The following is a 26,243-nucleotide window of genomic DNA, read 5'->3' as shown; positions in this document are numbered from 1 at the left end:
GGGCCGCTTCGCGCCCCAGCGGGAGCAAGCTCCCTCGCCACAGGCACAGGTTTTTCACGGAACAGCATTGCGTTCTTTGGTGACGCAGTGTTTTAACTGTATGCCTGTTTTGATCGGATTGCCCGGTGCGAATGCCGCTGTTTTGACCTCTGTCAGTGGCTTTGCGGCATTTCACCGCGGGCCAGGCGCTGGTTGATATCGGCGATCACCGTCGGCAGGTCGGCGAGCGTGTCGATCAGGTAATGCGGGCGTGAGCCGTCGAACATCGCCTCGATGCGCTTGCGCTCGCTGGCCAGTGTGGCGTTGTCCAGGACGCGGAACTGCTCATAGGTCAGGCCCAGTGCATTGCCGGAGCAGGTCAGCGCCACGGTCCACATCCCGGCGCGACGGCCTTCGAGGATGCCCGGCACGGTGTCGTCGACCTTCACGCATGCCGCCACATCGTCTATGCCCAGCGCGATGACGTTGGCCAGCGCCTGGGCCGGCCAGGGTCGGCCGTTGGGCACTTCGTCGGTGGCCACCACATGGTCGGCGATGTAGCCGTTGGTGGCCGCCAGTGCCACGACCTTGTCCATCACTTGTTTGGGGTAGCCGGAGCAGGAGCCAATTCTGAGACCGTGCGCACGCAGCTGGGCGATGGTGTCGAGGGCGCCGGGGATCAGCGCGGAGTGCTCGGCGATCTTTTCGATCTGCAACGGCATGAAGCGCTGGTAGATCGCGGTTACGTCGTCGTCGGTGGGCGTGCGGCCGAACGCCTCGCGGTAGCGCTCGGCGACCTGCGGCTGGTTGCACAGGGTGCGGATGTGGTCCCACTTGCCCATGCCCATCGGGCCTCGGGCTTCTTCGATAGAGACTTGCACACCGAACTCGGCGAAGGCCTCGACAAAGATCTGCGTGGGTGCGAAGGAGCCGAAGTCGACCACGGTGCCGGCCCAATCGAGGATCACGGCCTGGAGCGTGTTGGGGGCTTGATAGTTCATGGGTGCGATCCAAAGGATGAGAGGGTGATGCCCATCGCTTGCAGTGCCTGGGCGATGGCGGTAACGGCGGCGCGCATGTCGGCTGCGTCGACATGGCCGATGCAACCGACGCGGAACGTCTCCAGCCGGGTCAATTTGCCGGGGTACAGAATGAAACCCTGGGCCTTGACCCGTTCATAGAATTCCTTGAAGCGGTAGCGCGGGTCTTGCGGGGCATGGAAGGTGACGATGATCGGCGCCTGGATATCGGCCCGCAGGAAGCTGCGCAAACCCAGCCCGGCCATGCCGTCGAGCAACGCCTGGCAGTTGTTGGCGTAGCGTCGATGGCGTGCGGGCAGGCCACCGTCCTCGGCGTATTGCCGCAGCGCTTCGTGCAGGGCGGCGACCACGTGGGTCGGCGGAGTAAAGCGCCATTGGCCGGTCCTGACCATGTAGCTGTGCTGGTCGAAGAGGTCCATCGCCAGGGAATGGCAGTTGCCTTCGGCGGCGGCCAGCGCCTGTTTGTCGGCGAAGACGAAACCCATGCCCGGTACGCCTTCCAGGCACTTGCCCGAGGCAGCGATCAGCGCGTCGAACGGCACTTGGCGAGCATCGATAGGCAGCGCGCCGAAGGAACTCATGGCGTCGATGATCAGCCGTTTGCCGTGGTTGTTCACCACTTGGGCAATCTGCGCCAGCGGGTTGAGAATGCCGGTGCTGGTTTCGCAGTGGATCAGCGCGACATGGGTAATGGTCGGATCGGCGCCCAGCAGGCGGTCTGCATCGGCGGCGGTGGTGGGTTGGTCTTCGGCGGTTTCAAAGGTGCTGAAGTCGCGGCCGAGCACCTCGCAGATCTTCGCCAGGCGCTTGCCGTAGGCGCCGTTGATCAGCACCAGTACCTTGCCGTTGCGTGGGACCAACGTGCCGATGGCCGCTTCGACGGCAAACGTGCCGCTGCCCTGCAACGGCACGCAGTGGTGGCTGTCGGCGCCGTGGATGATCGCCAGCAGTTGCTCGCGGACGCTGGCGGTGAGTTGGTTGAAATCCTCGTCCCATGAACCCCAATCCACCGTCATTGCCTGACGGGTTCGAGCAGACGTGGTCAGTGGCCCGGGGGTGAGCAGGATGGGCGCGGCGGTGGTCATCGGGTGTCCTCGCAAAACAACGGGTTGACTCTACGGCGCCTAAATTGCAGTTTGGCTTGTTATCAATCAAATTGTTTGTTGTTATGCGAGCTATCAGTGAGGCCGATAATGATGAACCTGTTCCAACTGCGCGCATTCGATGCCGTGGCCCGCGAGGGCAGCTTTACCCAGGCCGCCAAGCGGCTGTTTATCAGCCAGCCGGCGGTGACCGGGCATATCAAGGCCCTGGAGGAGCATTACCAGATCCCGCTGCTGCGCCGCACCGCGCGACGGGTGGAATTGACCGAGGAAGGCGTGCGCCTGGCGGCGATCACCCGCTCGATCTTCGGCCTGGTGGACGAGGCACAGGCGCTGTTGGAAGCCAATCGCCAATTGCTCACCGGGCGCCTGGAAGTGGCGGCGGACGGTCCGCACCTGGTGATGCCATTGATCGCGCGCCTGCGCGCGCGTTACCCAGGCATTACCGTGAACCTGCGTCTGGGCAATGCCCAGGAAACCCTGGCCGCGTTGTTGTCCGAGCACGTGGATGTGGCGGTGCTCACCGAGGTGGAACCGCGCAATGGCTTGTACCTGCAGCCCTTGAGCGCGTCACGGATCTGTGCGCTGGTGCCCAGCGGGCATCCATGGGCAACGGCGGACAAGGGCATTGAATTGGCGCAACTGCACGAGGTGATCATGGTGCTGCGCGAACCTGGCTCCATCACCCGCCGCACCTTTGATGGCGCTTGCCTTGCAGCCGGTGTGCAGCCCAACGTGCTGCTGGAACTGGACAGCCGTGAGGCGGTGACCGAAGCCGTCGCGGCGCAATTGGGGGTGGGGGTGGTGTCGTCGATGGAGGTCAGCCCGGACCCTCGCGTGCAGGCGATAGCAATCCAGGGCGCTGGGCTGGTCAATCGGCATTTGCTCGGTTGTATGGAGCGGCGTCGCTCATTGCGCTTGATCCAGGCGTTTTTCCAGTTGGCGCCCTGAGGGTTTTTGGTGGAACGATGCGTTCTTGCGCTATAAACTCTGCCCCCAAAGCGCCGGCCAGTAGACGTCTCGGCGCTATGGATATTAGAGAGTGAGTCATGGGCGCACAGTGGAAAGTCAAACATAAAGAAGCGGCAGCCAATGCCAAGGGCAAGATCTTCGGCAAGCTGGTGAAAGAAATCACCATCGCCGCCCGCAACGGTGCCGACACCGCGACCAACGCCCACTTGCGGCTGGTGGTGGAACAGGCCAAAAAAGCCTCGATGCCCAAGGAAACCCTGGACCGCGCGATCAAGAAGGGCGCCGGTCTGCTCGGTGAGACCGTGCAATACCACCGTGTGACTTACGAAGGGTTTGCCCCGCACCAGGTGCCGCTGATCGTTGAATGTGTAACCGACAACATCAACCGCACCGTGGCGGAGATCCGAGTGGCGTTCCGCAAGGGCCAACTGGGGGCTTCGGGCTCGGTGGCCTGGGACTTCAACCATGTGGGCCTGATCGAAGCCTCGCCGGACACGCCGGACGCCGATCCGGAAATGGCCGCCATCGAAGCCGGTGCCCAGGACTTTGAAGCAGGTGAGGAAGAGGGGACGACCCTGTTTATCACCGAGACCACCGACCTGGATGCGGTCCAGAAAGCACTGCCGGAGCAGGGTTTTACCGTGCTGTCGGCCAAGCTCGGCTACCTGTCGAAAAACCCGGTGAGCGGTTTGACCGATGAGCAGATGGCTGAAGTCGAGGCGTTCCTGGAAGGTCTGGACAACCATGATGACGTGCAGGATATGTTTGTCGGTTTGGCGGGCTGATTTATAACTGAATAGACACTGTTCAAATGAGGGAGGGGCACAGCCCCTCCCTCGTTGGTTTCAGGGGTGTTGGCTAGATTCGAGCAAGACCTCGATCTCTTCAAAGCTTGGTCGCGCCAACACATCCGGCTGACAGCAGGTTCTTTGCAGTTCCTGCAGTTCGTCGCCCAGTCCTCCCTCAACCCGCTCCAGCAACTCCCCCAGCAACACCCCGAACGCCCGCACTTCAATGCGCTGCAGCGCCCGTGTTTCGAGGGTATCCGCCGTGGCATGGAACGACGCCGCGCCAAAATCCCCGAGCAGGCAATCCCCGGCTTCATTCCACAGGATGTTGTGGCCGTAGAGGTCGCCATGGGTAATGCCGTGCCGGTGCAGATGCGCGGCCACCGAGGCGATGCCCCGTGCCATACGCAAGGCCACTTTGGCGCTGAAACGCGTGTCGGGCGCGTAGATGTCACGGGTACACGAGGCCAGGCTCGGCAGGGCCGCCAGGTTGCGGTAGCTCGGGTCGATCAGGTCCATCACCAGCGCAGCCTGGTCATCGGGGTGGCCGATGACGCGGCCCTGCACCCTGATCAGGTTGGGGTGCAGCCCGGCGGCGATGCAGGCTTGCATTTCGTGCAACGGCGAACCGTCGCTGGTGATGGTGCCTTTGTAGAGCTTGACGGCAACGGGCGTGCCCGTGGGTTTACGCAGCGCTTTGCGAATCACCCCCGAAGCGCCTTCGCCCAGCACTTGGGCCAGTTCCAGCTCGGCCCAAGGAATGTCGGGCGTGGCGTCGTCCACCGCTACATCCACCGCCATTTCCACCGGGTTACCGGCATAGGCCAGCCAGGTCAGGCTGGGCAGGGTCAACAGCCACGCCGGCAGCTGGGTGAAGCGGTTGGACGCGATGCGCAGCAATTCGAGGTGGTGACAGTGACTCAGGTTCGGCGGCAGATGCGCCAATTGGTTGCCGGCCAGCATCAGTTTTTGCAGCAGTGGGCGCTCGCCCAATTCATCGGGCAATTGGCTGATACGGTTGTCGGTGAGGATCAGCCAGCGCAGCAACGGCGGCAGCGCGGCGGCGGGCACGTGGCTGATCTGGTTGGCCTTGAAACCGATCATGCTCAGTTGCGCGCACTGGCCCAGGCATTCGGGCAGTTCGGTGAAGGCGTTGTCCGAGCAGAACAGTACCCGCAGGTGTGGCAGGCGATGCAGGTCGTCGGGCAACCGGCTCAGGGCGTTACCGCTGAGGTTGAGGATCTCCAGGGAGTCGGCCAGTTCGAAGATTTCCCGGGGAAATTCAGTGAGCCCGCAGGACAGGTCCAGGCGCTGGATACCGGCCAATTGGCCGGACTTGAGTTGGGCGAGGGTATGCATCAGCGGCGCGGTCACTCGGCTAGGGGGCGTAAAGGGCGCTCATGATACCGGGTCGGGCACCGGTTGCGGGCTGGCCTGTTGCAATTGGTTCAGGCGGCTGGCGGTGCGGGCGAGGTCGATGGCCTCGCCACTCATCGCCTGTGCCAGTGGCTGTTCACCGATCAGCACCAGGTGCTTGTCTTTGTCGTAGAGCACGTCCACCAGGTTGATAAAGCGCTGCTGCACGGCAATCGGACACTCGGCCAGGTGAGGCAGGCCGTCGATGATCCAGTGGTCGAAATCTTCGCACAGCAGCAGGTAATCCATCACGGCCGTCAGTTGTTCGCAGAGGTCGCTGAAGGTGAACGCGACCGTTCGCGCCTGATGGTAGCGGCAGGCCAACTGCCGGTTGCCCACTGCCAGGGGATGCGCCGGGCCATCCGTGGCGGGGAGGCCGAGCGTCGCGCGTTGGGCCGCGGTGCCGGGCCACACATACTGCCCCGTGGTAAAGCGTTGCGTGGCGTGGGCCTGGGGCAAGCGGCGAAAATCCTCGGGGGAGCTGACTTCCAAGACGTCCATGCGCGCGGCGATCAAGTCGATCACCGGCTTGAAACGCTCGTGGTACAGAGGGTTGGGCAACAGGCCTTCAGGCGGATAGTTGGAGGTGACCAGCACCCAGACACCGCGCCGGAACAGGGCCTGGAACAGCCGCGTGATCAGCATGGCGTCGCCGATGTCGTGGACGTGGAACTCGTCGAAACACAGCACCTGGCAGCCGTCGAGCAACTCATCGAGGGTCATGGCGAGCGCATCGTCCACGGCCCGGTGGGCGAACATGCCGCGGTGCAAGCGCGCGAAAAACTCATGGAAATGCACACGCTGTTTCTCGGCGATGGGCAGCGCCTGGAAGAAACCGTCCAGCAGCCAGCTTTTGCCACGTCCCACCGGACCGTGCAGGTACAGGCTTCGAGTGGGCCGGCGGGCGAGCCGGTGCCGGGTTTCGCGTGCCATGGCGGCGATTGCCCGGACCTGGCCGGCGCTGAGGGTGTAACCCTGTTGCCGGGCCTGGTTCTCAAAGAATGCCTGGATGGGCGAGGTGTCGTGGGGGGCGCTGTGTTTACCGAGTAAACGACGGAGCAGGGGAAGCACGGCCAATGCGAGTCACTCTGTAGTGCGGTGGTCGCTCACTTTAGGGCGCTCGCGCTGATTTGACCAATACAGGAGCGCCCGCGCCTAGAACTGCAACAGGTGTGCGGGCACCTGGTCCGCCGGGCTGACGACCGCATAGTTGTAGCCGCCGCCGGACCAGTATTGCGCTTGCAGCCCATCTGCGGTGCGGCTGCCACGCGGTAGAAAACCGTTGTTCGGCCCCGGCGGCCGGATATAGAAACTGATGCGCCGGCCTTGCGCGTCCTGGTAAAGCACCATGGCGGCAGCGCCTTGCTCGGTGCTGAGCAAACGCCCGCTGACCGGCTTGAACCCCGATGGGCTCAAATCCGGCAGGCGATGGGCCTGGTTGAAATAGCGGTCGAGCCAGGCCTGCATGGTGCCGCTGTCCTGGGCGTTGTAATCGGCGGGCAGGATGCCGTCCTGGGCAAACAGCCGGAACGCTTGCATCGCGTCGGCCATTGGCTGTTGGGGTGATTGCGTGGCTTCACGGGCATGCCAGCCGCCGAGGCCGCCAAGGCTCACGGCGATCAGCAACACGGCGACCGTGGCGAAGTGGCGGCGCGACCGGTGCTGGATGCGCTGGCGAATCAGCGCCGGGTCAAGGTTGGGGTTGGCCGGCTGTTGCAGGGCGCCGCTCAATGACGCGCGCAGCAACTGCGCATCCTGCTGCCAGGCATGCACTTGGGCCGCGACGTCGGGGTGCGCGGCCAGCCACGTTTCGAGAACACGGCGATCGCTCTCCAGGAGTTGGTGATCGACGTAGGCATGCAGGTCGCGTTCGCTGGGGGGCAGGCTGATCATTTGAGTATCCGCAGGGAAGGGCTGGCAATTTCGCCGTCGCTGAGTTGCCGCAGGGCTTGGCGGGCGCGGGACAGGCGTGACATCACGGTGCCAAGCGGCACGTCGAGTATTTCGGCGACTTCCTTGTAGCTCAAGCCTTCGACCGATACCCACAGCAACAACGCGCGTTGTTCGGTGTTGAGTTGATCGAACGCCTGCAGGGTCGACTGGGCGATCACCGTGCGCTCGACCGACGGCTGCGCATCTTCGCGGCCGGTGAAGAATTCCAGCATGCGCGCATAGCGCCGGGTGCGCCGGTGGGCATCGAGGAACTGGCGGTAGAGGATCGAGAACAGCCAGGCGCGCAGGTCGCCTTCGATGCGTTTGTCGGCCCAGCGGGTGATCGCCCGCTCCAGGGTCGACTGCACCAGGTCATCGGCACTGCTGGCGTTACGGGTCAGGGACACAGCAAAACGCCGCAGCCTGGGGATGAGTTCACGTAACGGTTCGTCGAGTTCATGCATGGGGTGTCTGGCTGGTCACTACGCTGGGACTAGAGAGACGCCCGGCGCCGGCGGTTATTCCAGGCCACGAAAAATAAATCCGTGCCCAGGGAATAGGGTGGGGCGGTGTTCGTCTCAATACACCGACCTTATGTTCACCCCCTAAGGCCACTGGCCCTGGAGTTTGTTTATGGTAGATCACTCATCACCGCCGCGTCCCCCGTTGAGCAAGGCGAGCCTGATCGCGCGGCTCGCCGGTATCGGTGCCGTGGTTGCTGTTGTGGCAGGGGCATTTGCCTACGTCAACGGCACGCTTGACCCACAGCGCCTGCGTCCGAAAACTCTGGTCAACGCGCTGGAAACCAATAACGGCGTGCATCCGGGCTTTCGGCGCAACCATGCCAAGGGCGTGTGCGTGGCCGGGTATTTCGAGAGCAGCCCCGAGGCCCGTGCGTATTCCAGTGCGCAGGTGTTCAGCGAGGCCAGGACCCCGTTGATCGGCCGGTTCGCCTTGCCCAGCGGTAACCCGTATGCGCCGGACAGCAGTGTGCCGATCCGCAGTTTTGCCGTGCAATTCAGCCAGGCTAACGGCCAGCAATGGCGCACGGGAATGAACAGTATGCCGGTGTTTCCGGTGGGCACGCCCGAGGCGTTTTACCAGTTGCTCAAAGCGGGCGCGCCGGACCCCGCCACCGGCAAGCCGGACCCTTTGAGCATGCCGGCGTTTTTTGCCGCGCATCCGGAGACTGCGCCGTTCCTGGCGTGGGTCAAGACCGCCAAGCCGTCTGCCAGTTACGCCACCGAGACCTATAACGGCATTAACGCGTTCTATCTGGTCAGTGCCGATGGCAAGCGCCAGGTGGTGCGCTGGAGCGTGGTACCACAGCGTCAGGATGCGCTGGGCGATACTGCGCCGGCCGGCGCAGACTTCCTCGAAAAAGACCTGGTGCAACACCTGGCCGCCGGGCCGTTGCGTTGGCAATTGAACATGACCCTGGCCAACCCCGGCGACCCGCTGGACGACGCCAGCAAGACCTGGACCGGCGAGCACAAAGTGTTGAACGCCGGCACCCTGGTGGTGCAGAGCAGCCAACCCCAGGCTGACGGCGATTGCCGCGACATCAACTTCGATCCGTTGATCTTGCCCAGCGGTATCGAAGCCTCCAATGACCCGCTGCTGGCCGCTCGTTCGGCCGCGTATGCCAGTTCCTACCTGCGCCGTGCCGGTGAAGTCAGCCCGTTGCACAGCGCCCCTCAGGAGTCGAAACCATGAATGCACAACCACGGTTTTTCGCGCCCCTGGCGCGGCTGCTGCATTGGCTGATGGCGCTGATGATCATCGCCATGCTGTTTATCGGCGCGGGTTTGGCGGCGTCCGTTTCCGAGCGGCATGAATGGTTGATCCACCTGCACAAGCCGCTGGGCATCGCGATCCTGGCGTTGGTGATCGTGCGTCTGGTGGTGCGTTTCTCCACTCGCCAACCGCCGTTGCCGTCTGATCTGCCCCTGTGGCAACGGCTGGCCGCCAAGGCGTCCCATGTGCTGCTGTATACATTGATGCTGGTATTGCCGCTGCTGGGCTGGGCGATGATTTCGGCGGCGGGCGACCCGGTGATGCTCAGCAGTTCGGTGCAGTTGCCGGCATTGGTGGGCGCTGATGCACCGTTGTTTGCACTGCTGCGCAAGGCCCACGGGTTTTTGGCCTACCTGCTGTTTTTGACCGTGCTGGTGCACCTGGCCGCGGCGCTGTTCCATGGGTGGATTCGGCGTGACGGTGTGCTGCAGAGCATGACCGGTACCAAGGGCTGAGCAAGTCAGTGTGGTCAACTCCTGCACCACACTGATTCAACGGGGTACGCCCACTATCAGCGCAGGACACCGACGATATCGGCGACGGTGCTCAGCACATCCTTGCCCAGTTGCTTGGAGCGTTCGCCTGACCAACCGGTGTGGGGGTTGGGGGCGTCGTCGTTGTCCTTGAAGGGCATTTCCAGGGTCAGTGACAGGCAGTCGTATTTCTCGCCGACGGCATTGCAGGCCAGGGTCATGTTGGCTTCGCCCGGCAGGTCGCGGGTGTAGCCGTGGGTGGTCTGGAAATCGCGGGTCAGTGCGCTGAGGTGGCGGCGAAAGTGTTTTTCCAGGGCTTCGATGCGTGGGGTGTAGCCGGGGTTGCCTTCGCACGCGGCGGTGAACACGTAGGGGATTTCTTCGTCGCCGTGGATATCCAGGAACAGGTCGACGCCGTATTTTTCCATTTGTTGCTGTACGAACAGTACTTCGGGGCTGGTTTCCGGGTTCGCGCTTTGCCAGGCGCGGTTGAGGTCCTGGCCTGCGGCATTGGTGCGCAGGTGGCCGTGGAAGGCGCCGTCGGGGTTCATGTTCGGTACCAGGTACAGGTCGGCGACGGCCAGCAGTTTTTTCATCTGGGCATCACCATCCTGTTGCAGGCGTTCGATGATGCCTTCCATAAACCATTCGGCCATGTGCTCGCCGGGGTGTTGCTGGGCGATGATCCAGATATTGCGTCGGCCTTCGCCACCTTTGCCGCGACGCAGCAGTTGGATGCTGCGGCCTTCGACACTTTTACCGGTGGCCAGCAGTTGGGTGCCGGCGTATTTCAATGCTTGCTCGATCAGCCCGTCGTGGCGCTCGCGGCTATAGGGTTCGAAGTATGCGAACCACGCGTGTTTCTCGCGGGTTTGCAGGCTGATGTGCAGGATCTCGCCGTCAAACACCGTCGGCACCCGAAACCAGTTGATGTGGTCATAAGACGCGACAGCCTTGTAGCCGCTCCACGCATGCCTGTAGGAAGATTTACCGGCATTGCTCAAGCGAAAAGTGTGGGTGTGGCCCACGTGCATGCCTTCGGCCTTGAAGTGGAACCATTGGAAATGTTGGCTGCGGGTATCGGGTTTGATTGCCAGCAGCAACTGGTAGGCATCGCTGGCGTCGAGCACCTGGATATTGCCACTGTCGAAGTTGGTGCTGATCTTGATGGAGGTCAAGGCCACGGTCATAGTCTGGTTGCCTGAATATGAGTTATGGCGGCTATATTACACAGGACGCTGGTAAAGGCTGGACGCAAAATTGTTGCGCAGGAGGGGGCATCATCCCTGACGCGGCCGCAGCTTAGGTCCTATGAGATTGATTCTCAAGCGCTATTTCGCAGAGATGTGAGCCAGAGCGCTCGGCTGGGTTTCTTTGGGCGATGGTCTTTTGCTACCATGCGTGTCATCAAGCAACACACAGTCTTCATTAGCCTGAAGCCATGCCAGGGAAACTGGCAAAAAAAAGACCCGGCCAAAGAGCCGGGTCAAAAACCGTGATTAGCCTGATGAGGAGATATTCCAAGAGTCCGACCTAAGGTCCCTTGGTCTATCGACTGATCTCGCGATCAGCTGGTCCCAATAATAATCATTATCATTTGCAAGTCAAATGTTTTTATCCGCCGGATAGAAATATTTTTCTTTCGCGTCGTTATACGTTTGCCTGACTCGGCGGCGGCTGCAACGAACGCTCCACCATCGCCTTCGCCATATCGATCAAATACACCACCGAAAACGCCAGGTCCCGCTGATTGCCCTGATGGCTGCTCGCCGACTCATAGGCCGTGGCCGCTGCGCTGCGCAGCAGGTCGGAGGCATGCACCAGGGCTTCTTCCTGGCTGATGCCGGGTTTTATGGCGAACAGGGTCTGATCCGCCGTCGCGGCCGACATTTCTTCTTTCAAGTAAAAATCCAGCGCACGCTGGGCAGCGCCGCTGCTGCGCAGGTGTTGCAGGTCGTTGTCTTCGAGTGTTTCGGGCAGGAGATACGGGCTCGTCGTCATAAGGGGCGGTACTCTGTGTGGGTGTCGAAAACCTTATGCCTGATGATAGTACGTATCGTATTTATGTCGTTTTATGGATTACTACAAACTGTTTATTGCCCTGAAAACTGGCTGACGTATCGTCGCGTCCATGGATAACTGGATAGCGTTGGTCAAGGCCAACATGAAAGACCGCAAGGTCACGCAAGGTGAGCTGGCTGAGCGCCTGGGGATGTCCCAGGGCGGTGTCGGCCACTGGCTCAACAAGCGCCGCGTACCCAGCCTGGAGGACATGAACCGGGTGTTGGAGGCTCTGGGGCTGGGCTACCTGGAGGTGGTGCAGCAGGTGCGAGAGAGGGCCGATGAAGCACCGGCCCTGGTCAAGCGGTACAACCCGTATTTCCGTTATCCGGTCAGTGACTGGGACGCCCTGTGTGAAGTCTGCGATGAGCGCCCGGCCTATGGCGATGCGCGCTTCGAACTGAGCGATTACCACGCTCGGGGCGATGCCTTCTGGCTACCGGTGACAGGCGATGCCATGACCGCGCCCACAGGCCTGAGCATCGCGGCGGGTATGCTGATTCTGGTGGACCCAGCCCTTATCGCCGAACCCGGCAAACTGGTGGTCGCCCAATGGGCCGACAGTCCCCAGGCCACCTTCCGCCAGTTGCTCGAAGAAAGCGGCCAGCGTTACCTGGTACCGCTCAATCCCACCTATCCGAAACAGCGGTTCACCGTCGATTGCCGCATCCTCGGCGTGGTGGTGCAGGCTTGCGCGAAGTTCTAGTCCGCGCTTTCCAGCTCCACCAATGCGCAACCCTCTGCAACCATTTCGCCTTCCTGGCAGAACAGCGCCTTGACCACCCCGGCCTGCGGCGCGCGGATGCTGTGCTCCATTTTCATCGCCTCCAGTACCACCAGTTGCGCGCCGGCCTCGACCGCTTGGCCCACCGCCACCAGCACGCGCACGATGCTGCCGTTCATCGGTGCGGTGAGGCCGCCCTGATGAGCCTGGCTGGCGTCCACCGCCGCAATCGGGTCGAACAGGCTGACGCCGTGCATCTCGCCGTCCCAGCGCAGGAATACTGAACCTTGGCTGCGTATTGCCAGATGTGAACGCCGTACGCCCTCACGTTCGATCAGCAACTGCTCACCGCGCAACTGCGCCGCAGTGCCCGCCAAGGTCACCAGCCGATCCTGCCCATTGCAGCTCAGATGCAACGACACCTCAGCGGGCAAACCGGCGCGAAAACCGCGTGTATCCGCCCACGGCCCGTCCCCCACTGGCAAGCTCTGCATAAACGCCGAGCCCGCCGCCTGCCAGAATGCGTCGCTCAACTCGCCGGGCACGGGTAGCAACTGATCCTGATAACGCGGAATAAACCCGGTATCCAGTTCGGCCGCCGCAAACGCCGGGTGCCCGATGATGCGCCGCAGGAAGCCCAGGTTGGTCTTCAGCCCACCGACGGCAAATTCGTCGAGCATGCTCAGCAAGCGCAGCCGCGCCTGCTCGCGGTCTTCGCCCCAGGCAATCAGCTTGCCGAGCATCGGGTCGTAGAAGGGCGACACGCTATCGCCTTGCTCGACGCCACTGTCCACCCGTCGGCCAGGGCCCGCGGCAGACTCGCGGTACAGCGCCAGGTGCCCGGTGGCGGGCAGGAAATCATGGGCCGGGTCTTCGGCATACAAGCGCACTTCAATCGCGTGGCCGATCAGCGGCACCTGTTCCTGGGTGATCGGCAGCGCCTCACCCTGGGCCACGCGAATCTGCCAGGCCACCAGGTCCAGGCCGGTGATCGCCTCGGTCACCGGGTGTTCCACCTGCAACCGTGTGTTCATCTCCATGAAGAAAAACTCGCCGCGTGCGTCCAGCAGGAACTCCACGGTGCCGGCACCTACGTAGCCGATCGCCTGGGCCGCGCGTACGGCGGCTTCGCCCATGGCCCGGCGTTGTTCAACACTGAGCCCTGGCGCCGGTGCTTCTTCGACGACTTTTTGGTGGCGACGTTGAATCGAACAATCGCGTTCATTGAGATACAAACAATGCCCGTGTTGATCGGCAAATACCTGGATCTCCACGTGGCGCGGCTTGAGCAGGTATTTCTCCACCAGCATCTGCCCATTGCCAAACGACGACAGCGCTTCACGCTGGGCCGAGGCCAGGGCTTCGGCGAGTTGGTCGACGTGCTCGACCACCTTCATGCCCTTGCCACCGCCGCCGGCGGTGGCCTTGAGCAGCACCGGGTAGCCAATGCGCGCGCAGGCTTCGCGGAAGGTTTCCAGGTCCTGGGCTTCGCCGTGATAACCCGGCACCAGCGGCACACCGGCGGTCTCCATCAGCGCCTTGGCGGCGGATTTGCTGCCCATGGCGTCGATGGCCGAGGCGGGTGGACCAAGGAAGATCAGGCCCGCGCTTTCAATCGCACGGGCAAAGGCGGCGTTTTCCGACAAAAAGCCATAGCCCGGATGAATCGCCTGGGCACCGCTGGACTGGGCGGCGGCAATGAGTTTGTCGATCTGCAGGTAGCTCTCGGCAGCCTTGCTGCCGCCCAGGTCGATGCGGATATCCGCCTCGCGGCTGTGCCGTGCATCGCGGTCGATGGCGCTGTGCACGGCGACGGTGGTCAAGCCCATGGCCTTGGCGGTACGCATCACCCGGCAGGCGATTTCGCCACGGTTGGCCACCAGTACAGTGGTCAATGTGTTCATGAACGCGGCTCCTGCGACTGCCAACTCGGCGCACGTTTTTGCAGGAAGGCCCTTAACCCCTCCTGGCCCTCGGCGCTGACGCGAATCCGCGCGATGGCATTTTCGCAATAGCGGCGCAGGGCAGGGGTGAGGGCGCCGTTACCCACCTCACGCAGCAGGTCCTTGCTGGCGCGCATTGCGGCCGGGCTGTTGTGCAACAGATTGGCGATCCACTGCTCTACGTGCGTGTTCAACTCCTCCGCTGGGTAGCTTTCCGCCAGCAGGCCGATGTCGCGCGCGCGCTGGCCGCCAAAGCGTTCAGCGGTCAGGGCATAACGGCGTGCCGCGCGTTCGCCGATGGCCTGCACCACGAAGGGGCTGATCACCGCCGGTGCCAGGCCGATGCGCACTTCCGATAAACAGAATTGCGCGTCATCGGCGCCAATCGCCATGTCGCAGCAACTGATCAAGCCCAGCGCGCCGCCGTAGGCCGCGCCTTGTACCACCGCCAGGGTGGGGATTTTCAGTTTGGCCAGGTTGTACATCAGCTCCGCCAGTTCGCGGGCGTCGTCCAGGTTGGTGTGATAATCCAGCTCGGCCGACTGCTGCATCCACGCCAGGTCCGCACCGGCGCTGAAGTGCTTGCCGCGCCCGCGCAACACCAGAAAGCGCAGGGAGGCGTCGCCTTGTACCTGGTCGAGGGCGATGATCAGTTCGCGGATCATTTCGGCGTTGAACGCGTTGTTCTTGGCTTCACGACTGAGCCACAGCGTGGCAAAGCCACGACGGTCGGTGATCAGTTCGAGGGTGTTGAAATCGCTCATGGGGTACAGCTCCATTTACATGCGGAACACGCCGAAGCGGCTCGGCTCGATGGGGGCGTTCAGCGCGGCGGACAGGGCCAGGCCCAGTACGTCGCGGGTCTGCAACGGGTCGATCACACCGTCATCCCACAGTCGCGCACTGGAATAGTAGGGGTGTCCCTGGGTTTCATACTGATCGAGGATCGGCTGCTTGATGGCGGTTTCTTCCTCGGCACTGAAGCCGTTACCGGCACGTTCGGCCTGCTCGCGCTTGACCTGCACCAGCACGCCGGCGGCCTGCTCGGCGCCCATCACGCCGATGCGCGCGTTGGGCCACATCCATAAAAAACGCGGGTCGTAGGCACGGCCGCACATGCCGTAATTACCGGCGCCAAAACTGCCGCCGATGATCACGGTGAACTTCGGCACCCTGGCGCAGGCCACGGCGGTGACCAGTTTGGCGCCGTGCTTGGCGATGCCGCCGGCTTCGTATTTCTGGCCGACCATAAAACCGGTAATGTTCTGCAGGAACAGCAGCGGAATCCCGCGCTGGCAGGCCAGTTCGATAAAGTGCGCGCCTTTCTGCGCGGCTTCGGCGAACAGAATCCCGTTGTTGGCCAGGATCGCAATCGGGTAGCCCCGCAGGTGTGCAAAGCCGCACACCAGGGTGGTGCCGAACAGCGCCTTGAACTCATCGAACACCGAACCGTCCACCAGCCGCGCGATCACTTCGCGCACATCGAAGGGCTGCTTGGCGTCGGCCGGGATCACGCCGTACAACTCTTCGCCGCTGTACAACGGTGCCACCGGCGCGCGCTGCGCCAACTGGCCCAGTTTGCGCCAATTGAGGTTGGCCACGCTGCGGCGGGCCAGGGCCAGGGCGTGTTCGTCACTGTCGGCGTAGTGGTCGGCCACGCCGGAAACCTTGCAATGCACATCGGCACCGCCCAGGTCCTCGGCGCTGACCACTTCACCGGTGGCGGCTTTCACCAGCGGCGGGCCGGCGAGGAAGATGGTGGCCTGCTGGCGCACCATGATCGCTTCGTCGGCCATGGCCGGCACATAGGCGCCGCCGGCGGTGCATGAACCCATGACCACGGCGATCTGCGGGATGCCCTGAGCGCTCATGTTGGCCTGGTTGAAGAAGATCCGCCCGAAGTGCTCGCGGTCGGGAAACACTTCGTCCTGGCGCGGCAGGTTGGCGCCGCCGGAGTCCACCAGGTAGATGCACGGCAGGCGGTTCTGCTCGGCGATGGTCTGGGCGCGCAGGTGTTTTTTTACGGTGAGCGGGTAGTACGAGCCGCCTTTTACCGTGGCGTCGTTGGCCACGATCATGCATTCGACACCTTCCACGCAGCCGATCCCGGCGATCACCCCGGCGGCGGGCACGTCTTCGCCGTACACCTGATGGGCGGCCAGTTGGCTGAGTTCCAGAAACGGCGAGCCCGGATCGAGCAGGCGATTGATGCGCTCACGCGGCAACAATTTGCCCCGAGAAGTATGCCGCTCCTGAGCCTTGGCGCCGCCGCCTTGCTGCACGTGGGCAAGTAAGGTGTGCAGGGCGTCGACCTGCTGGCGCATCGCCGCGCTGTTGGTGGCGAATTCCGCCGAGCGCGGGTTGAGCTGGGTGTGCAAGGTGGCCATGGCGCGCTCCCTCAGCGGGTTTCGTTGAACAGTTCGCGACCGATCAGCATCCGCCGAATCTCACTGGTGCCGGCGCCGATTTCGTACAGCTTGGCGTCGCGCAATAAGCGTCCGGCGGGGAATTCGTTGATGTAGCCATTGCCCCCCAGGATCTGGATCGCATCCAGGGCCATTTGCGTGGCGCGTTCGGCGCTGTAGAGGATCACCCCGGCGGCGTCCTTGCGTGTGGTTTCGCCACGCTCGCACGCCTGGGCCACCGCGTAGAGGTAGGCGCGGCTGGCGTTGAGTTGGGTGTACATGTCGGCGACCTTGCCCTGGATCAGCTGGAATTCGCCGATGCTCTGGCCGAACTGTTTGCGGTCATGGATGTAGGGCACGATCAGGTCCATGCAGGCTTGCATGATCCCGGTGGGGCCGCCGGAGAGCACCACGCGTTCGTAGTCCAGGCCGCTCATCAGTACTTTCACGCCGCCGTTGAGCGCGCCGAGGATATTGGCTTCGGGCACTTCCACATCATCGAAGAACAACTCGCAGGTGTTGGAGCCGCGCATGCCCAGCTTGTCGAACTTGTTGCTGCGGCTGAAGCCTTTCCAGTCGCGTTCGACGATAAACGCGGTGATGCCGTGCGGGCCCTTTTCCAGGTCGGTCTTGGCGTAGATCACATAGGTGTTGGCGTCGGGGCCGTTGGTGATCCAGGTCTTGCTGCCGTTGAGCACGTAGCGGTCGCCGCGTTTGTCGGCGCGCAGTTTCATCGAGACCACATCGGAGCCGGCGTTGGGTTCGCTCATGGCCAGGGCGCCGACGTGTTCGCCGCTGATCAGTTGGGGCAGATAGTTGAGTTTCTGTTCGTGGGTGCCGTTGCGGTTGATCTGGTTCACGCACAGGTTCGAGTGCGCGCCGTAGGACAGTGCCACCGAGGCCGAGCCACGGCTGATCTCTTCCATGGCCACCACGTGGGCCAGGTAACCCAGGCCGGCGCCGCCGTATTCTTCCGGCACGGTTATGCCCAGCAGGCCCATGTCACCGAACTTGCGCCACAGGTCGGCGGGGAACAGGTTGTCGATGTCGATCTGTGCCGCGCGGGGGGCAACTTCCTTGGCCACGAAGGATTGCACCTGGTCGCGCAGCATGTCGATGGTTTCACCGAGGGCGAAGTTCAGGGACGGGTAACTCATGGACAGGCACCTTAATGTCAGCGTTGTTGTTGTGTGGAGCATGCGCCAGGGGAGGGCGCTAACCTTTACGTTAACGTAAGCTTGCGTTAGCGCGCTGTCAATCGTAGTTTACGTTTACGTCAACCTACAAAAAAGACAACAGGGGTCGTTATGGATCAACCACACCCGAGCTACAGCCGTGGCTCTCAGGACAAGACCTTGCTGGCCATGACCATTGGCCAGGCCTTTGATAAAACCGTCGCGCAGTACCCGGAAGGTGAAGCCCTGGTGGTGCGCCATCAGTCGCGTCGTTATACCTGGCGTCAACTGGCCGAAACGGTTGAGTTGCACGCCCGTGCGTTCCTGGCCCTGGGCATGCAGACCGGCGACCGCCTGGGGATCTGGGCGCCCAATTGTGCCGAGTGGTGCATCAGCCAGATCGCCAGCGCCAAGCTCGGTGTGATCCTGGTCAATATCAACCCGGCGTATCGCAGCAGCGAGCTGGATTACGTGCTCAAACAGTCCGGCTGCCAGTGGCTGGTGTGCGCCGGGTCGTTCAAGACCTCCGACTACCACGCCATGTTGCAGGCGCTGGACCCAGACCTGCGCGGCCTTATCAGCCTTGATCCCAGCCCGCCCCCGGGCTTTATGCCCTGGGCGCAACTGGCGGCTCTCGGCGCAGGCGTGCCGCCCGAGCAATTGCACAGCCGCCAGGCCAGCCTGCATTTCGACCAGCCCGTGAATATCCAGTACACCTCCGGCACCACCGGCTTCCCCAAGGGCGCCACCCTCAGTCATCACAACATCCTCAACAACGGTTACATGGTCGGCGAAAGCCTGGGCCTCACCGCGCAGGATCGCCTGGTGATCCCGGTGCCGCTGTATCACTGTTTCGGCATGGTGATGGGTAATTTGGGCTGCATCACCCACGGCACCACCATGATCTACCCCAATGATGGCTTCGACCCGCTGCTGACCCTCAACGCCGTCGCCGAAGAACGCGCCACCGGCCTGTACGGCGTGCCCACCATGTTTATTGCCCTGCTCGACCACCCGCGGCGTGGCGAGTTTGAATTATCCAGCCTGCGCACCGGCATCATGGCGGGCGCCACGTGCCCCATCGAAGTCATGCGCCGGGTCATCGACGAAATGCACATGGTCGAAGTACAGATCGCCTACGGCATGACCGAAACCAGCCCGGTGTCGTTGCAAACCGGTGCCAATGACGACCTGGAACGCCGCGTCACCAGCGTCGGCCGCACTCAGCCGCAACTGGAAAACAAAATCATCGACGCCGCGGGCAACACGCTCGCGCGCGGTGAGATCGGCGAGTTGTGCACCCGGGGCTACAGCGTGATGCTCGGCTACTGGAACAACCCCGAAGGCACCCGCGACGCCATCGACCCGGCCGGCTGGATGCACACCGGCGACCTGGCAACCATGGATGAGCAGGGCTACGTGTGCATCGTCGGGCGCAACAAGGACATGATTATCCGCGGTGGCGAGAACGTGTATCCACGGGAGTTGGAGGAGTTTTTCTTCACGCATCCAGCGGTGGCCGACGTGCAGGTCATCGGCATTCCCGATAAACGTTATGGCGAAGAGATCGTCGCCTGGGTCAAGTGCCATCCCGGCCATGAAGTAAACGAGCTTGAGCTTCTGGACTGGTGCAAGGGCCGCATTGCGCATTTCAAGACGCCCAGGTACTTCAAGTTCGTGGATGAATTCCCGATGACGGTGACGGGCAAGATCCAGAAGTTTCGCATGCGCGAGATCACCCTGCAGGATCTCGGCCGCGGTTGACACACTTCGGCATACGCAGGGCGATACTCGTGTGCCGCCTGTGTGCCCGTGCCACAGCCTAGGGTAGCGAACCTATTTCGCTCCCCCAGGGTTATGCACGTGACACAGACCACTTCAGACCAGAATGAACAAAATGTTCACCTTCATACCATCAGAGACAACACACCCGACTGGTACACCGACGCGCTGGCTGAACACAAAACGCAATTGGCCCTCCAGCCGCTGAACATTCCGGATTGGTACCGACACGCACCAGATCCCGCCAGGGACGCGCTCAAGGCGGTCCATGTACGGAGCCGGCACTCATTGAATCAGTTGGATCGACTGCTGATCGGCTTGAACAGTGCCGCTGACTTTGCCGAACCCTTGCTGGTCGAGGCCATCAAGAAAACCTTCGGTCTTCAATTGGACGTCAGGCAGGTTTTTTATGCACGCAAGATAGAACAGAAGGAATGCGAGCGCCTGCCCGACGAAGTGTCCCGAAGCAGTGAGCCCTCACTGGCGTCAGCGTTCTACTCCTACAAAGGGGTTAGCCTGCTTGAAGCGGCACTTTGCAACTTCAGCGAAGATGAAACCCGGGTGCCTGTCTGCCAGGACTGCCACCTGATTACCCGATACAACTTTCATGGGCGTTCTTTGCGCAAATGGCCGGAGGCCGGCAACGTCAGGTCCTTGCCGGTGGGAATCAAGGCCCACGAGTTTGCCCGCATGTGCAGGACGCTCGATTTGGGGGCGCAGTATTACGAGCATGTGCGTGCCACGCTCAATGCCCGGATTACCTCGACAAACCCGGAGGCAGCCGCCGGTAAACTCTACAGCGCGATGATCACCGCGCATCGCAACCAGTTGGAGCTGGCCGCGCAGATCGCGGTGATGAAGCAGGACATCCAGAATGATGGCCATGCCTTGATCAAGGATGTCCTGGTTAACCAGAGCGGCCGGCAATTGGATGGGGAGGCTATTAAGTTCTCCAGGTTTTCACTGTGCGCATTGGCGCTGGAAAATATTCTGGTCATCGGGCCCGTAGTGTTTAAGGCCCACTTCAGGAATGCGTCGATTCAGCCCCGTCGATGCTGGGTCTACATCCCGGGCGATCCGGAGTGTGTATTGAAGGAATATCCCAATCTCGATTGGTTTGCCGATGATCTGACCACACGTTTGTGCAGGGTCGAGTACCGGACGTTCTTCAGCCAGTTCGTGCCGCTTGCCGAGCAGCAGGCGTTTTTCACCAAGCTCAAGACACTGCTTGATCCTAAGGGAACGTTCACTCAGTCCGAGGATTTCGCCCCGGCGTCCAAGCGCAGAATCAGCAACCCCGCCGACTACGGCTACGGTCCGTCATTAAAGGATGTGTGGCAGGACAGCGCGTTGCAGAAAATCCGTTTGATCATGGCCAACTCCAGTATCGCAGCCGTTTCGACAGGGGACGTGGATAATCGTGTCACACGTGCCAGGCTGTTGTTGTGGGGAAACAGGCTGCTGGACGTTCTGAATCTGGCCGGGCTTGTGGTACCGGGTCTTGGCGAAGTCATGCTGGCCGTCGGAGCGATGCAAATGTCCTATGAGCTTTTCGAAGGAATCGAGTCCTGGTCTGACGGGCAGGTGCAAGAGGGCTGGGCACACTTTTCGACGGTATTGCTGGGTGTGGCGGGGCTGGCGGTTCCCAAGGCACTGCTGGTGGCGAAGGAATCGGCGCTCGTCAAACGCTTGGTCCGCGTCGAATTTGCGGGCGCAAAAGTCCGCTTGCTTGATTCCGATCTGCGGGCTTTCAGGCACTCGGTCACCCTGCCTGCCGAGCTCAAGCCTGATGCCCGGGGGCTGTACGCGCATGCCGGCGAAAGCTATCTGCCGGTGGAGGGCGGGCACTACAAAGTCGCAGACACCCACAACGATACCCGGCTTATCCACCCAGACGACGCTTCGCAGTATTCACCGCGCATTCGGCATAACGGCGGCGGTGCCTGGGTGCATGAGTTCGAGCAGCCCCTGAGCTGGGATCGTAGGACTTTGTTGCGCCGTATCGGGCACAGTGTCGATGCCTTGAGCGATACAGACTTGGAGCAACTCAGGGTCATGAGCGGGGTGACGGATGAAGAGCTGCGCAGCATCTACATCGATCAGCAGTTGCCCCCACCGCTGTTCAGGGAAGTCCTGAGACACTTTGAGGCAAACGCCAAACACCAGGCGTTGCTCGATAAATTGCGCAGCACGGACCCGCAAGCGCTAACACGCGTAGACGGGTATGCGCAGCTCAAGTTGATCATGCGCGAGGGCGTGTGGCCTGGCACCAAGGCGCTGCAGATCGACAATGCGGCGGGAGATGCCGTATGGAGTTCTTTTAATGGAGACACAGAAAAGCAAGTCGTCCTGCTGCACGAAAAAGACGTGCTTGCCGGGCACATCCTGCCGTCGCTTCTGGCACAGCTGGAGCTGACTGAAGCGCGTCAGTTATTGGATGAAGGCATTGCGCGCGATACGGTAATACTCGATCTGTTGATCGGTGAGACAGAGGTCGAATTGCCGGATCACTTGCAACGCCCTCTTGCCAAGCGGGCTCTTGAAGTGCCTTCTGACGCCAAACGGCTTGTCACCTACCAGCGTCGCTTGCTGCAACTGGCAGACGAACATCGTCATGAACTGCTCGAGCGTGAGCTGGAGACAGGCAACCTGTCCAGTGACGTCAATGTGCAGTTGCTGCAGCGCGACTTTCCCAGCCTGCCCAAGGGGGTCATCGAAGAGTTGCTGGCCAATGCCAACAGTCAGGAGCTGGCATACATTACGCAGCACTCGCGCGTGCCGTTGCGGCTGGCGGAAGAGGCGCGCCGCTACCTGCCGCGAGTACGCATTCTGCGGGCGCATGCCGCGCTTGATTTTGACGGCCCACTCACGATGGATACTGTGCAACTGGCCTTGCACAAGCTGGCGGCTATGCCCGGTAACTCGCAGGCGTTCGGCATCGAGTTGCGTGCCGACAGCCTTACCGGCGCGTTGCTCGATCGCGTCGGCAGCAAGGACGCCCCCCTACAGCGCCGGTTGGTTCGGGTCACCCTGGCCCATTGGGAAGTCTTTGATGAGTCCGGTAAAAAGCTGTATGCACGAAGCGATAAAGACGCTTTCTACAGCGCCCTCTGGTTCGCCGCAGGCGGTAAGTACACGGCTAGGGAAGCGCTGCGCATCGACACGCAGGCGCTGAAACTCAAGCTTGTGCGACAACCCTTGACCGACGCGCAGGCCCGGCGTGCATTAGCGCTGCAACCCATCAAGCCAGGTTACAAATCCCCCATGCGCCTTGCGGATGGGCGTTTTGGTTATCCATTGAGCCCGGTGGGGGGCGCCACGCAGCGACCTTTGGCACTTGAGCTTGCTGCGGTGAACATCTACCCGTCCAGAACGCTTGATGAGGTGCGCGCCTTTTTGGGATACGAGGGGCGTAGCGACGCTGACTTCCACGCGAAGCTGACTGAGCTTGGGGTTGAGTTTGAACACCTTCAAACGGTGCTGAGCACATGGGTTGGCGCGGCGGGTTCGGGGTATGCAGGGGCCAGGCGCAGGGTCGCCGGCACCATCAAACTCGCTTGGCAGCGCAGCTCCCCCTCGGCATTTGCAGGTGGGCATATCCTCGATTTGTCTGATGAGATGATCGAAGAGCTTCCCGCGATCAGCGCAAATATGGACCACGTGAGCGATTTGCGTTTGAGCCGTATGGCGCTGAGCGATGAATCGTTGGCGTTCCTGCAGGCCTTTGGCGGCTTGCGACGGCTGCGGCTCGAAAATAACAACCTGACCCAATTGCCGGAATTTGCCGATGGCGGCGTCAACCTCATTGAGCTGAACTTGAGCGCCAACGATATCCGCCTGACGGAACAAACAGTCGCGCGCCTTGAGGGCATGCGCAGTCTGCAAGACCTTGACCTTTCCCATAACACCCGGTTGGGATGGACCCCCAACTTGAGTACCCTGCGACGCCTGAACCGGCTTAACCTGCGTCGTACCGGGACAGTAACATTCCCCACGGGTTTGCAGCATTTGCCGCAGCTTGTCGATATCGATTTGCATACCAACCAGATCAGCACGGTGCCCGATTACGTGTTCGAGCAACGTGAACGCATCAACCTGCACGACAATCCGTTATCCGCAGAGAGCCTCCAGCGGCTGGGGCTCCAGGCCCCCGTGGTTCAACCCAGCTGGGAGCATGTAACGGCTGCCGAAGGGCGGGAGTCATGGTTGCGCGGCTTGGAGCAAACCGAGCGATCACGCTGTGAAACGATCTGGGACTCGCTCACCGCCAATCCGGAATCGAGCGCATTGTTTACGGTCGTGGCCGATACCACACGGTCCGCCGAATACCGCAAGGTGACCACTCGAGCGCAATTGAGGGCGCGCGTTTGGGAGATGCTCAAGGCCGTCAGTGAGCGCGAGAGTGTCCGCAATGGCTTGTTCGCGATTGCCGATGACAGGGCTACCTGTGGTGATGGCAGTACGCTTGAGTTCATGAACCTGGAGCGTGAATTGTTCGTGCTGGACGTTATGGATCTGGCGGATGGGCCGCAGATCGAGACGCAGTTGTTGAACGCTTCGAAAAAACTGTTTCGACTGAAGTTGGTAGATGACATTGCGCAACGAGATGTCATCTCTAGAGGCGCTGCGTTTACCGAACAGACTGAAGTGATTCTGGCGTATCGAATTGGATTGGCGGACAAGCTGGGGTTACCGGTCAAGTCGCGGGATATGTTGTTTTCTCAGACGGCCGGTGTCAGCCAAGCGGCCATCGATGACGCCTACACTCAAGTACTGACAGCGGAAGCGGTCAGCAGCGACCAGGAAACGTTTCTGGTTGAACAAGCATTCTGGGACAGATACCTGCGTACGCACTACAGCGATGAGTTTGAAGCGCTGATCGCCCCCGGAATCAAGCGTATAGATGAACAGAGTGATGCGTTGTTTGAGTTGTCTAGATTGCAGGAGGGGGCCGGTGCTCAAACGGATCAAGCGGCAAAGGATGCCTGGCAAACGAAACGAGACAACGCGGTCGACGCAGTGGTCAGTGCGCTGGGCATCAGCCGCGACGAAATGCTGGTCGATGGCTCGATGCAACGTGACTTTTATGTAAAGCAGATGGACGCACTCAGCATTGCACGAAGGAGAGAGGAAAACCTGGGGCTAAAACGATTGACGCGAAAAGCGCTCATTAATCACGCGGCGGAGCATGGCTTGCAGCTCTGAAACATCCTGCGCAGAAAGCACAAAGGGGACCCGAAGGTCCCCTTTAATTTGTCGTTGCGTGCTCTTTTTTTATTATTGAGGGGCGGCCTGTTGTTGTTTTTGGCAGCCGTGACCCTTACCGCTGTTTTTGTCGACCCCCATGCGGGGTCAAGAGCAAACGTATTTTTTTGAGCGCTGATCTGCTTCTTCGCACGCGATCCAACCAGTGGGTAGCTACCTGAGGTAGTTTTATTTTTCTCTATCCGGTTGCGGGTTTCGGCGAGCCGTACCCTGCGAAGCACATCTTCTCCAAAAAAATCTGTTAGCTGCGTCTCTGCCGTGTTGTTTTTGTTATGTCAGAGTCGTTTCGTCTTATTTTTATTAGGTTTGGCGCTTTTTATTCTTGTTATGCCATAGAGATAGCAGAAGCCGTGCCAACTTTAAAAAATTGTTTAAAATCAATGGCTTGTATTTTTGTGAGGAAATACCCCGCAGCCAACACGAGAAAATATGTTCCCGTGTTACTCGATGTGTAGGCGCGCGGTAACACATTGTCACAGGCGCTCTACTCACACGGCGTTACGCGCCTTGGCCACCCGTGAGCCGCTGGGGCGTCCGAGTACCTGGCTGATTTGCCGGCCCGCGAGAATCAGCGCCTCCAGGTCGATACCGGTGTCGATGCCCAGCCCGTCGAGCAGGTACACCACATCCTCGGTGGCGACGTTACCGCTGGCGCCCTTGGCATACGGGCAGCCGCCAAGGCCTGCGATAGAGCTGTCGAACACATGGATACCTTCGAGCAGGCCGGCGTAGACGTTGGCAATCGCCTGGCCGTAGGTGTCATGGAAGTGGCCGGCCAGCTTGTCCCGCGGCACCTGCGCACCTACGACTTCAAACAGCCGCCGCGTGTCGCCTGCGGTGCCTGTGCCGATGGTGTCGCCCAGGGACACCTCATAGCAGCCCATGGCAAACAGCTCCCGTGCGACCGCCGCCACCTGTTGCGGGGCGACCGTGCCTTCGTACGGGCAACCCAGCACGCAGGACACATACCCGCGCACACTCACCCCGTGTTCCTTGGCCGCCGCCATGATCGGCACAAACCGCTCCAGGCTTTCGCTGATGGAGCAATTGATATTGCGCTGGGAAAACGCCTCGGACGCCGCCGCAAACACCGCGACTTCCTTCACCCCGGCCGCCAGCGCATCTTCAAAGCCGCGCAGGTTCGGCGCCAGCGCGCCATAGGTCACGCCGGGCTTGCGCTGGATCTGCGCAAACACCTCGGCCGAACCGGCCATTTGCGGCACCCACTTGGGCGAGACAAAACTGCCGACCTCGATATAACTCAAACCGGCGGCGCTGAGTGCGTCCACCAACTGCACCTTGTCGGCCACGCTGATGGGTTGGGCTTCGTTCTGCAGACCGTCGCGCGGGCCGACTTCCACCAGGCGTACGTGTGAGGGGAGGGACAT

At 61.5% G+C, this 26,243-nt stretch carries 20 protein-coding genes; 7 read left to right on the top strand and 13 right to left on the bottom strand.

Features of this window, described 5'->3' with window-relative positions; all coding sequences use genetic code 11:
- Nucleotides 1–152 precede the first annotated feature (152 nt).
- Nucleotides 153–980, bottom strand: coding sequence for a phosphonoacetaldehyde hydrolase (gene phnX, locus V6M90_RS20975; protein ID WP_332847082.1), 828 nt, complete (start codon nt 978–980; stop codon nt 153–155).
- The gene (locus V6M90_RS20970) at nt 977–2,104 is read right to left on the bottom strand and encodes a 2-aminoethylphosphonate--pyruvate transaminase (protein WP_305427431.1); all 1,128 of its coding nucleotides are present in this window, start codon (nt 2,102–2,104) and stop codon (nt 977–979) included. The genes phnX and V6M90_RS20970 overlap by 4 nt, the downstream gene beginning before the upstream one ends.
- A 111-nt stretch (nt 2,105–2,215) precedes the next feature.
- On the opposite strand from V6M90_RS20970, the gene V6M90_RS20965 reads away from it, so the two are divergent.
- A complete protein-coding gene (locus tag V6M90_RS20965; protein ID WP_042945855.1) occupies nt 2,216–3,073 on the top strand; it encodes a LysR substrate-binding domain-containing protein in 858 nt (285 codons plus the stop codon).
- A 98-nt stretch (nt 3,074–3,171) separates the two neighbouring features.
- Entirely contained in the window at nt 3,172–3,879 is a 708-nt protein-coding gene (locus V6M90_RS20960) for a YebC/PmpR family DNA-binding transcriptional regulator (RefSeq protein WP_003174804.1), read from the top strand.
- A gap of 60 nt (nt 3,880–3,939) precedes the next feature.
- Here V6M90_RS20960 and V6M90_RS20955 read toward each other — a convergent pair whose 3' ends face one another.
- The 4 genes from V6M90_RS20955 to V6M90_RS20940 all read right to left on the bottom strand — a co-directional run bounded on the left by V6M90_RS20955 (nt 3,940) and on the right by V6M90_RS20940 (nt 7,694).
- Nucleotides 3,940–5,241 carry a protein kinase gene (locus tag V6M90_RS20955; protein WP_332847081.1) on the bottom strand — a complete coding sequence of 434 codons (1,302 nt, stop codon included), beginning with the start codon at nt 5,239–5,241 and terminating at the stop codon, nt 3,940–3,942.
- A 39-nt stretch (nt 5,242–5,280) separates the two neighbouring features.
- A complete protein-coding gene (gene zapE / locus V6M90_RS20950; RefSeq protein ID WP_332847080.1) occupies nt 5,281–6,375 on the bottom strand; it encodes a cell division protein ZapE in 1,095 nt (364 codons plus the stop codon).
- A 78-nt stretch (nt 6,376–6,453) separates the two neighbouring features.
- A complete protein-coding gene (locus V6M90_RS20945) occupies nt 6,454–7,191 on the bottom strand; it encodes an anti-sigma factor family protein (RefSeq protein WP_332847079.1) in 738 nt (245 codons plus the stop codon).
- On the bottom strand, nt 7,188–7,694 hold the full coding sequence (locus tag V6M90_RS20940) for a sigma-70 family RNA polymerase sigma factor (protein WP_003174800.1): 507 nt from the start codon (nt 7,692–7,694) through the stop codon (nt 7,188–7,190). The genes V6M90_RS20945 and V6M90_RS20940 overlap by 4 nt, the downstream gene beginning before the upstream one ends.
- 169 nt (nt 7,695–7,863) lie before the next feature.
- Here V6M90_RS20940 and V6M90_RS20935 point away from each other — a divergent pair, with 169 nt between their 5' ends.
- Both V6M90_RS20935 and V6M90_RS20930 read left to right on the top strand, forming a co-directional pair.
- On the top strand, nt 7,864–8,946 hold the full coding sequence (locus V6M90_RS20935; RefSeq protein ID WP_332847078.1) for a catalase family peroxidase: 1,083 nt from the start codon (nt 7,864–7,866) through the stop codon (nt 8,944–8,946).
- Entirely contained in the window at nt 8,943–9,482 is a 540-nt protein-coding gene (locus V6M90_RS20930) for a cytochrome b (RefSeq protein WP_003174798.1), read from the top strand. The genes V6M90_RS20935 and V6M90_RS20930 overlap by 4 nt, the downstream gene beginning before the upstream one ends.
- A 56-nt stretch (nt 9,483–9,538) precedes the next feature.
- Here the strand turns inward: V6M90_RS20930 and V6M90_RS20925 are convergent, their stop codons facing one another.
- Together V6M90_RS20925 and V6M90_RS20920 are read right to left on the bottom strand one after the other, a co-directional pair.
- The gene (locus V6M90_RS20925; protein WP_332847077.1) at nt 9,539–10,690 is read right to left on the bottom strand and encodes a M14 family metallopeptidase; all 1,152 of its coding nucleotides are present in this window, start codon (nt 10,688–10,690) and stop codon (nt 9,539–9,541) included.
- Nucleotides 10,691–11,150: 460 nt separating this feature from the next.
- Entirely contained in the window at nt 11,151–11,501 is a 351-nt protein-coding gene (locus V6M90_RS20920) for a DUF6124 family protein (protein ID WP_003174796.1), read from the bottom strand.
- A 130-nt stretch (nt 11,502–11,631) separates the two neighbouring features.
- On the opposite strand from V6M90_RS20920, the gene V6M90_RS20915 reads away from it, so the two are divergent.
- Nucleotides 11,632–12,267 carry a LexA family protein gene (locus tag V6M90_RS20915; RefSeq protein ID WP_003174795.1) on the top strand — a complete coding sequence of 212 codons (636 nt, stop codon included), beginning with the start codon at nt 11,632–11,634 and terminating at the stop codon, nt 12,265–12,267.
- Here V6M90_RS20915 and V6M90_RS20910 read toward each other — a convergent pair.
- From V6M90_RS20910 to V6M90_RS20895, 4 genes are read right to left on the bottom strand one after another with little or no spacing between them, the layout of a single operon-like run.
- The gene (locus tag V6M90_RS20910) at nt 12,264–14,189 is read right to left on the bottom strand and encodes an acetyl/propionyl/methylcrotonyl-CoA carboxylase subunit alpha (protein WP_332847076.1); all 1,926 of its coding nucleotides are present in this window, start codon (nt 14,187–14,189) and stop codon (nt 12,264–12,266) included. The two genes, V6M90_RS20915 and V6M90_RS20910, sit on opposite strands and share 4 nt — an antisense overlap.
- Entirely contained in the window at nt 14,186–14,992 is an 807-nt protein-coding gene (locus V6M90_RS20905; protein WP_003174793.1) for a gamma-carboxygeranoyl-CoA hydratase, read from the bottom strand. Before V6M90_RS20905 ends, V6M90_RS20910 begins: the two co-directional genes overlap by 4 nt.
- Nucleotides 14,993–15,007: 15 nt before the next feature.
- Complete coding sequence (locus tag V6M90_RS20900) at nt 15,008–16,615, bottom strand: carboxyl transferase domain-containing protein (protein ID WP_141064880.1); 1,608 nt, start codon at nt 16,613–16,615, stop codon at nt 15,008–15,010.
- Between the two features lie 11 nt (nt 16,616–16,626).
- Nucleotides 16,627–17,790, bottom strand: coding sequence for an isovaleryl-CoA dehydrogenase (locus V6M90_RS20895; protein WP_003174791.1), 1,164 nt, complete (start codon nt 17,788–17,790; stop codon nt 16,627–16,629).
- A 150-nt stretch (nt 17,791–17,940) separates the two neighbouring features.
- On the opposite strand from V6M90_RS20895, the gene V6M90_RS20890 reads away from it, so the two are divergent.
- Nucleotides 17,941–19,572 (top strand): AMP-binding protein, encoded by a 1,632-nt coding sequence (locus V6M90_RS20890; RefSeq protein WP_332847075.1) that lies wholly within the window; start codon nt 17,941–17,943, stop codon nt 19,570–19,572.
- Between the two features lie 99 nt (nt 19,573–19,671).
- On the top strand, nt 19,672–24,795 hold the full coding sequence (locus V6M90_RS20885; protein ID WP_332847074.1) for an NEL-type E3 ubiquitin ligase domain-containing protein: 5,124 nt from the start codon (nt 19,672–19,674) through the stop codon (nt 24,793–24,795).
- Between the two features lie 548 nt (nt 24,796–25,343).
- On the opposite strand, the gene V6M90_RS20880 is transcribed toward V6M90_RS20885, so the two are convergent.
- Nucleotides 25,344–26,243: a hydroxymethylglutaryl-CoA lyase gene (locus tag V6M90_RS20880; RefSeq protein WP_332847073.1), complete on the bottom strand. Its 900-nt coding sequence runs from the start codon at nt 26,241–26,243 to the stop codon at nt 25,344–25,346.

The sequence above is a fragment of the Pseudomonas lactucae genome, assembly GCF_036688725.1.
GTDB classification, from domain to species: Bacteria; Pseudomonadota; Gammaproteobacteria; order Pseudomonadales; family Pseudomonadaceae; genus Aquipseudomonas; species Aquipseudomonas lactucae.
This window is presented reverse-complemented; position numbering and strand designations above follow the sequence as displayed.

Excerpts from the sequence above, each read along its gene's own strand:
- phnX (WP_332847082.1), bottom strand. The coding sequence starts at position 980 with ATGAACTATCAAGCCCCCAACACGCTCCAGGCCGTGATCCTCGATTGG.
- V6M90_RS20970 (WP_305427431.1), bottom strand. The coding sequence starts at position 2,104 with ATGACCACCGCCGCGCCCATCCTGCTCACCCCCGGGCCACTGACCACG.
- V6M90_RS20965 (WP_042945855.1), top strand. The coding sequence starts at position 2,216 with ATGAACCTGTTCCAACTGCGCGCATTCGATGCCGTGGCCCGCGAGGGC.
- V6M90_RS20960 (WP_003174804.1), top strand. The coding sequence starts at position 3,172 with ATGGGCGCACAGTGGAAAGTCAAACATAAAGAAGCGGCAGCCAATGCC.
- V6M90_RS20955 (WP_332847081.1), bottom strand. The coding sequence starts at position 5,241 with ATGCATACCCTCGCCCAACTCAAGTCCGGCCAATTGGCCGGTATCCAG.
- V6M90_RS20945 (WP_332847079.1), bottom strand. The coding sequence starts at position 7,191 with ATGATCAGCCTGCCCCCCAGCGAACGCGACCTGCATGCCTACGTCGAT.
- V6M90_RS20940 (WP_003174800.1), bottom strand. The coding sequence starts at position 7,694 with ATGCATGAACTCGACGAACCGTTACGTGAACTCATCCCCAGGCTGCGG.
- V6M90_RS20935 (WP_332847078.1), top strand. The coding sequence starts at position 7,864 with ATGGTAGATCACTCATCACCGCCGCGTCCCCCGTTGAGCAAGGCGAGC.
- V6M90_RS20930 (WP_003174798.1), top strand. The coding sequence starts at position 8,943 with ATGAATGCACAACCACGGTTTTTCGCGCCCCTGGCGCGGCTGCTGCAT.
- V6M90_RS20925 (WP_332847077.1), bottom strand. The coding sequence starts at position 10,690 with ATGACCGTGGCCTTGACCTCCATCAAGATCAGCACCAACTTCGACAGT.
- V6M90_RS20920 (WP_003174796.1), bottom strand. The coding sequence starts at position 11,501 with ATGACGACGAGCCCGTATCTCCTGCCCGAAACACTCGAAGACAACGAC.
- V6M90_RS20915 (WP_003174795.1), top strand. The coding sequence starts at position 11,632 with ATGGATAACTGGATAGCGTTGGTCAAGGCCAACATGAAAGACCGCAAG.
- V6M90_RS20910 (WP_332847076.1), bottom strand. The coding sequence starts at position 14,189 with ATGAACACATTGACCACTGTACTGGTGGCCAACCGTGGCGAAATCGCC.
- V6M90_RS20905 (WP_003174793.1), bottom strand. The coding sequence starts at position 14,992 with ATGAGCGATTTCAACACCCTCGAACTGATCACCGACCGTCGTGGCTTT.
- V6M90_RS20900 (WP_141064880.1), bottom strand. The coding sequence starts at position 16,615 with ATGGCCACCTTGCACACCCAGCTCAACCCGCGCTCGGCGGAATTCGCC.
- V6M90_RS20895 (WP_003174791.1), bottom strand. The coding sequence starts at position 17,790 with ATGAGTTACCCGTCCCTGAACTTCGCCCTCGGTGAAACCATCGACATG.
- V6M90_RS20890 (WP_332847075.1), top strand. The coding sequence starts at position 17,941 with ATGGATCAACCACACCCGAGCTACAGCCGTGGCTCTCAGGACAAGACC.
- V6M90_RS20880 (WP_332847073.1), bottom strand. The coding sequence starts at position 26,243 with ATGTCCCTCCCCTCACACGTACGCCTGGTGGAAGTCGGCCCGCGCGAC.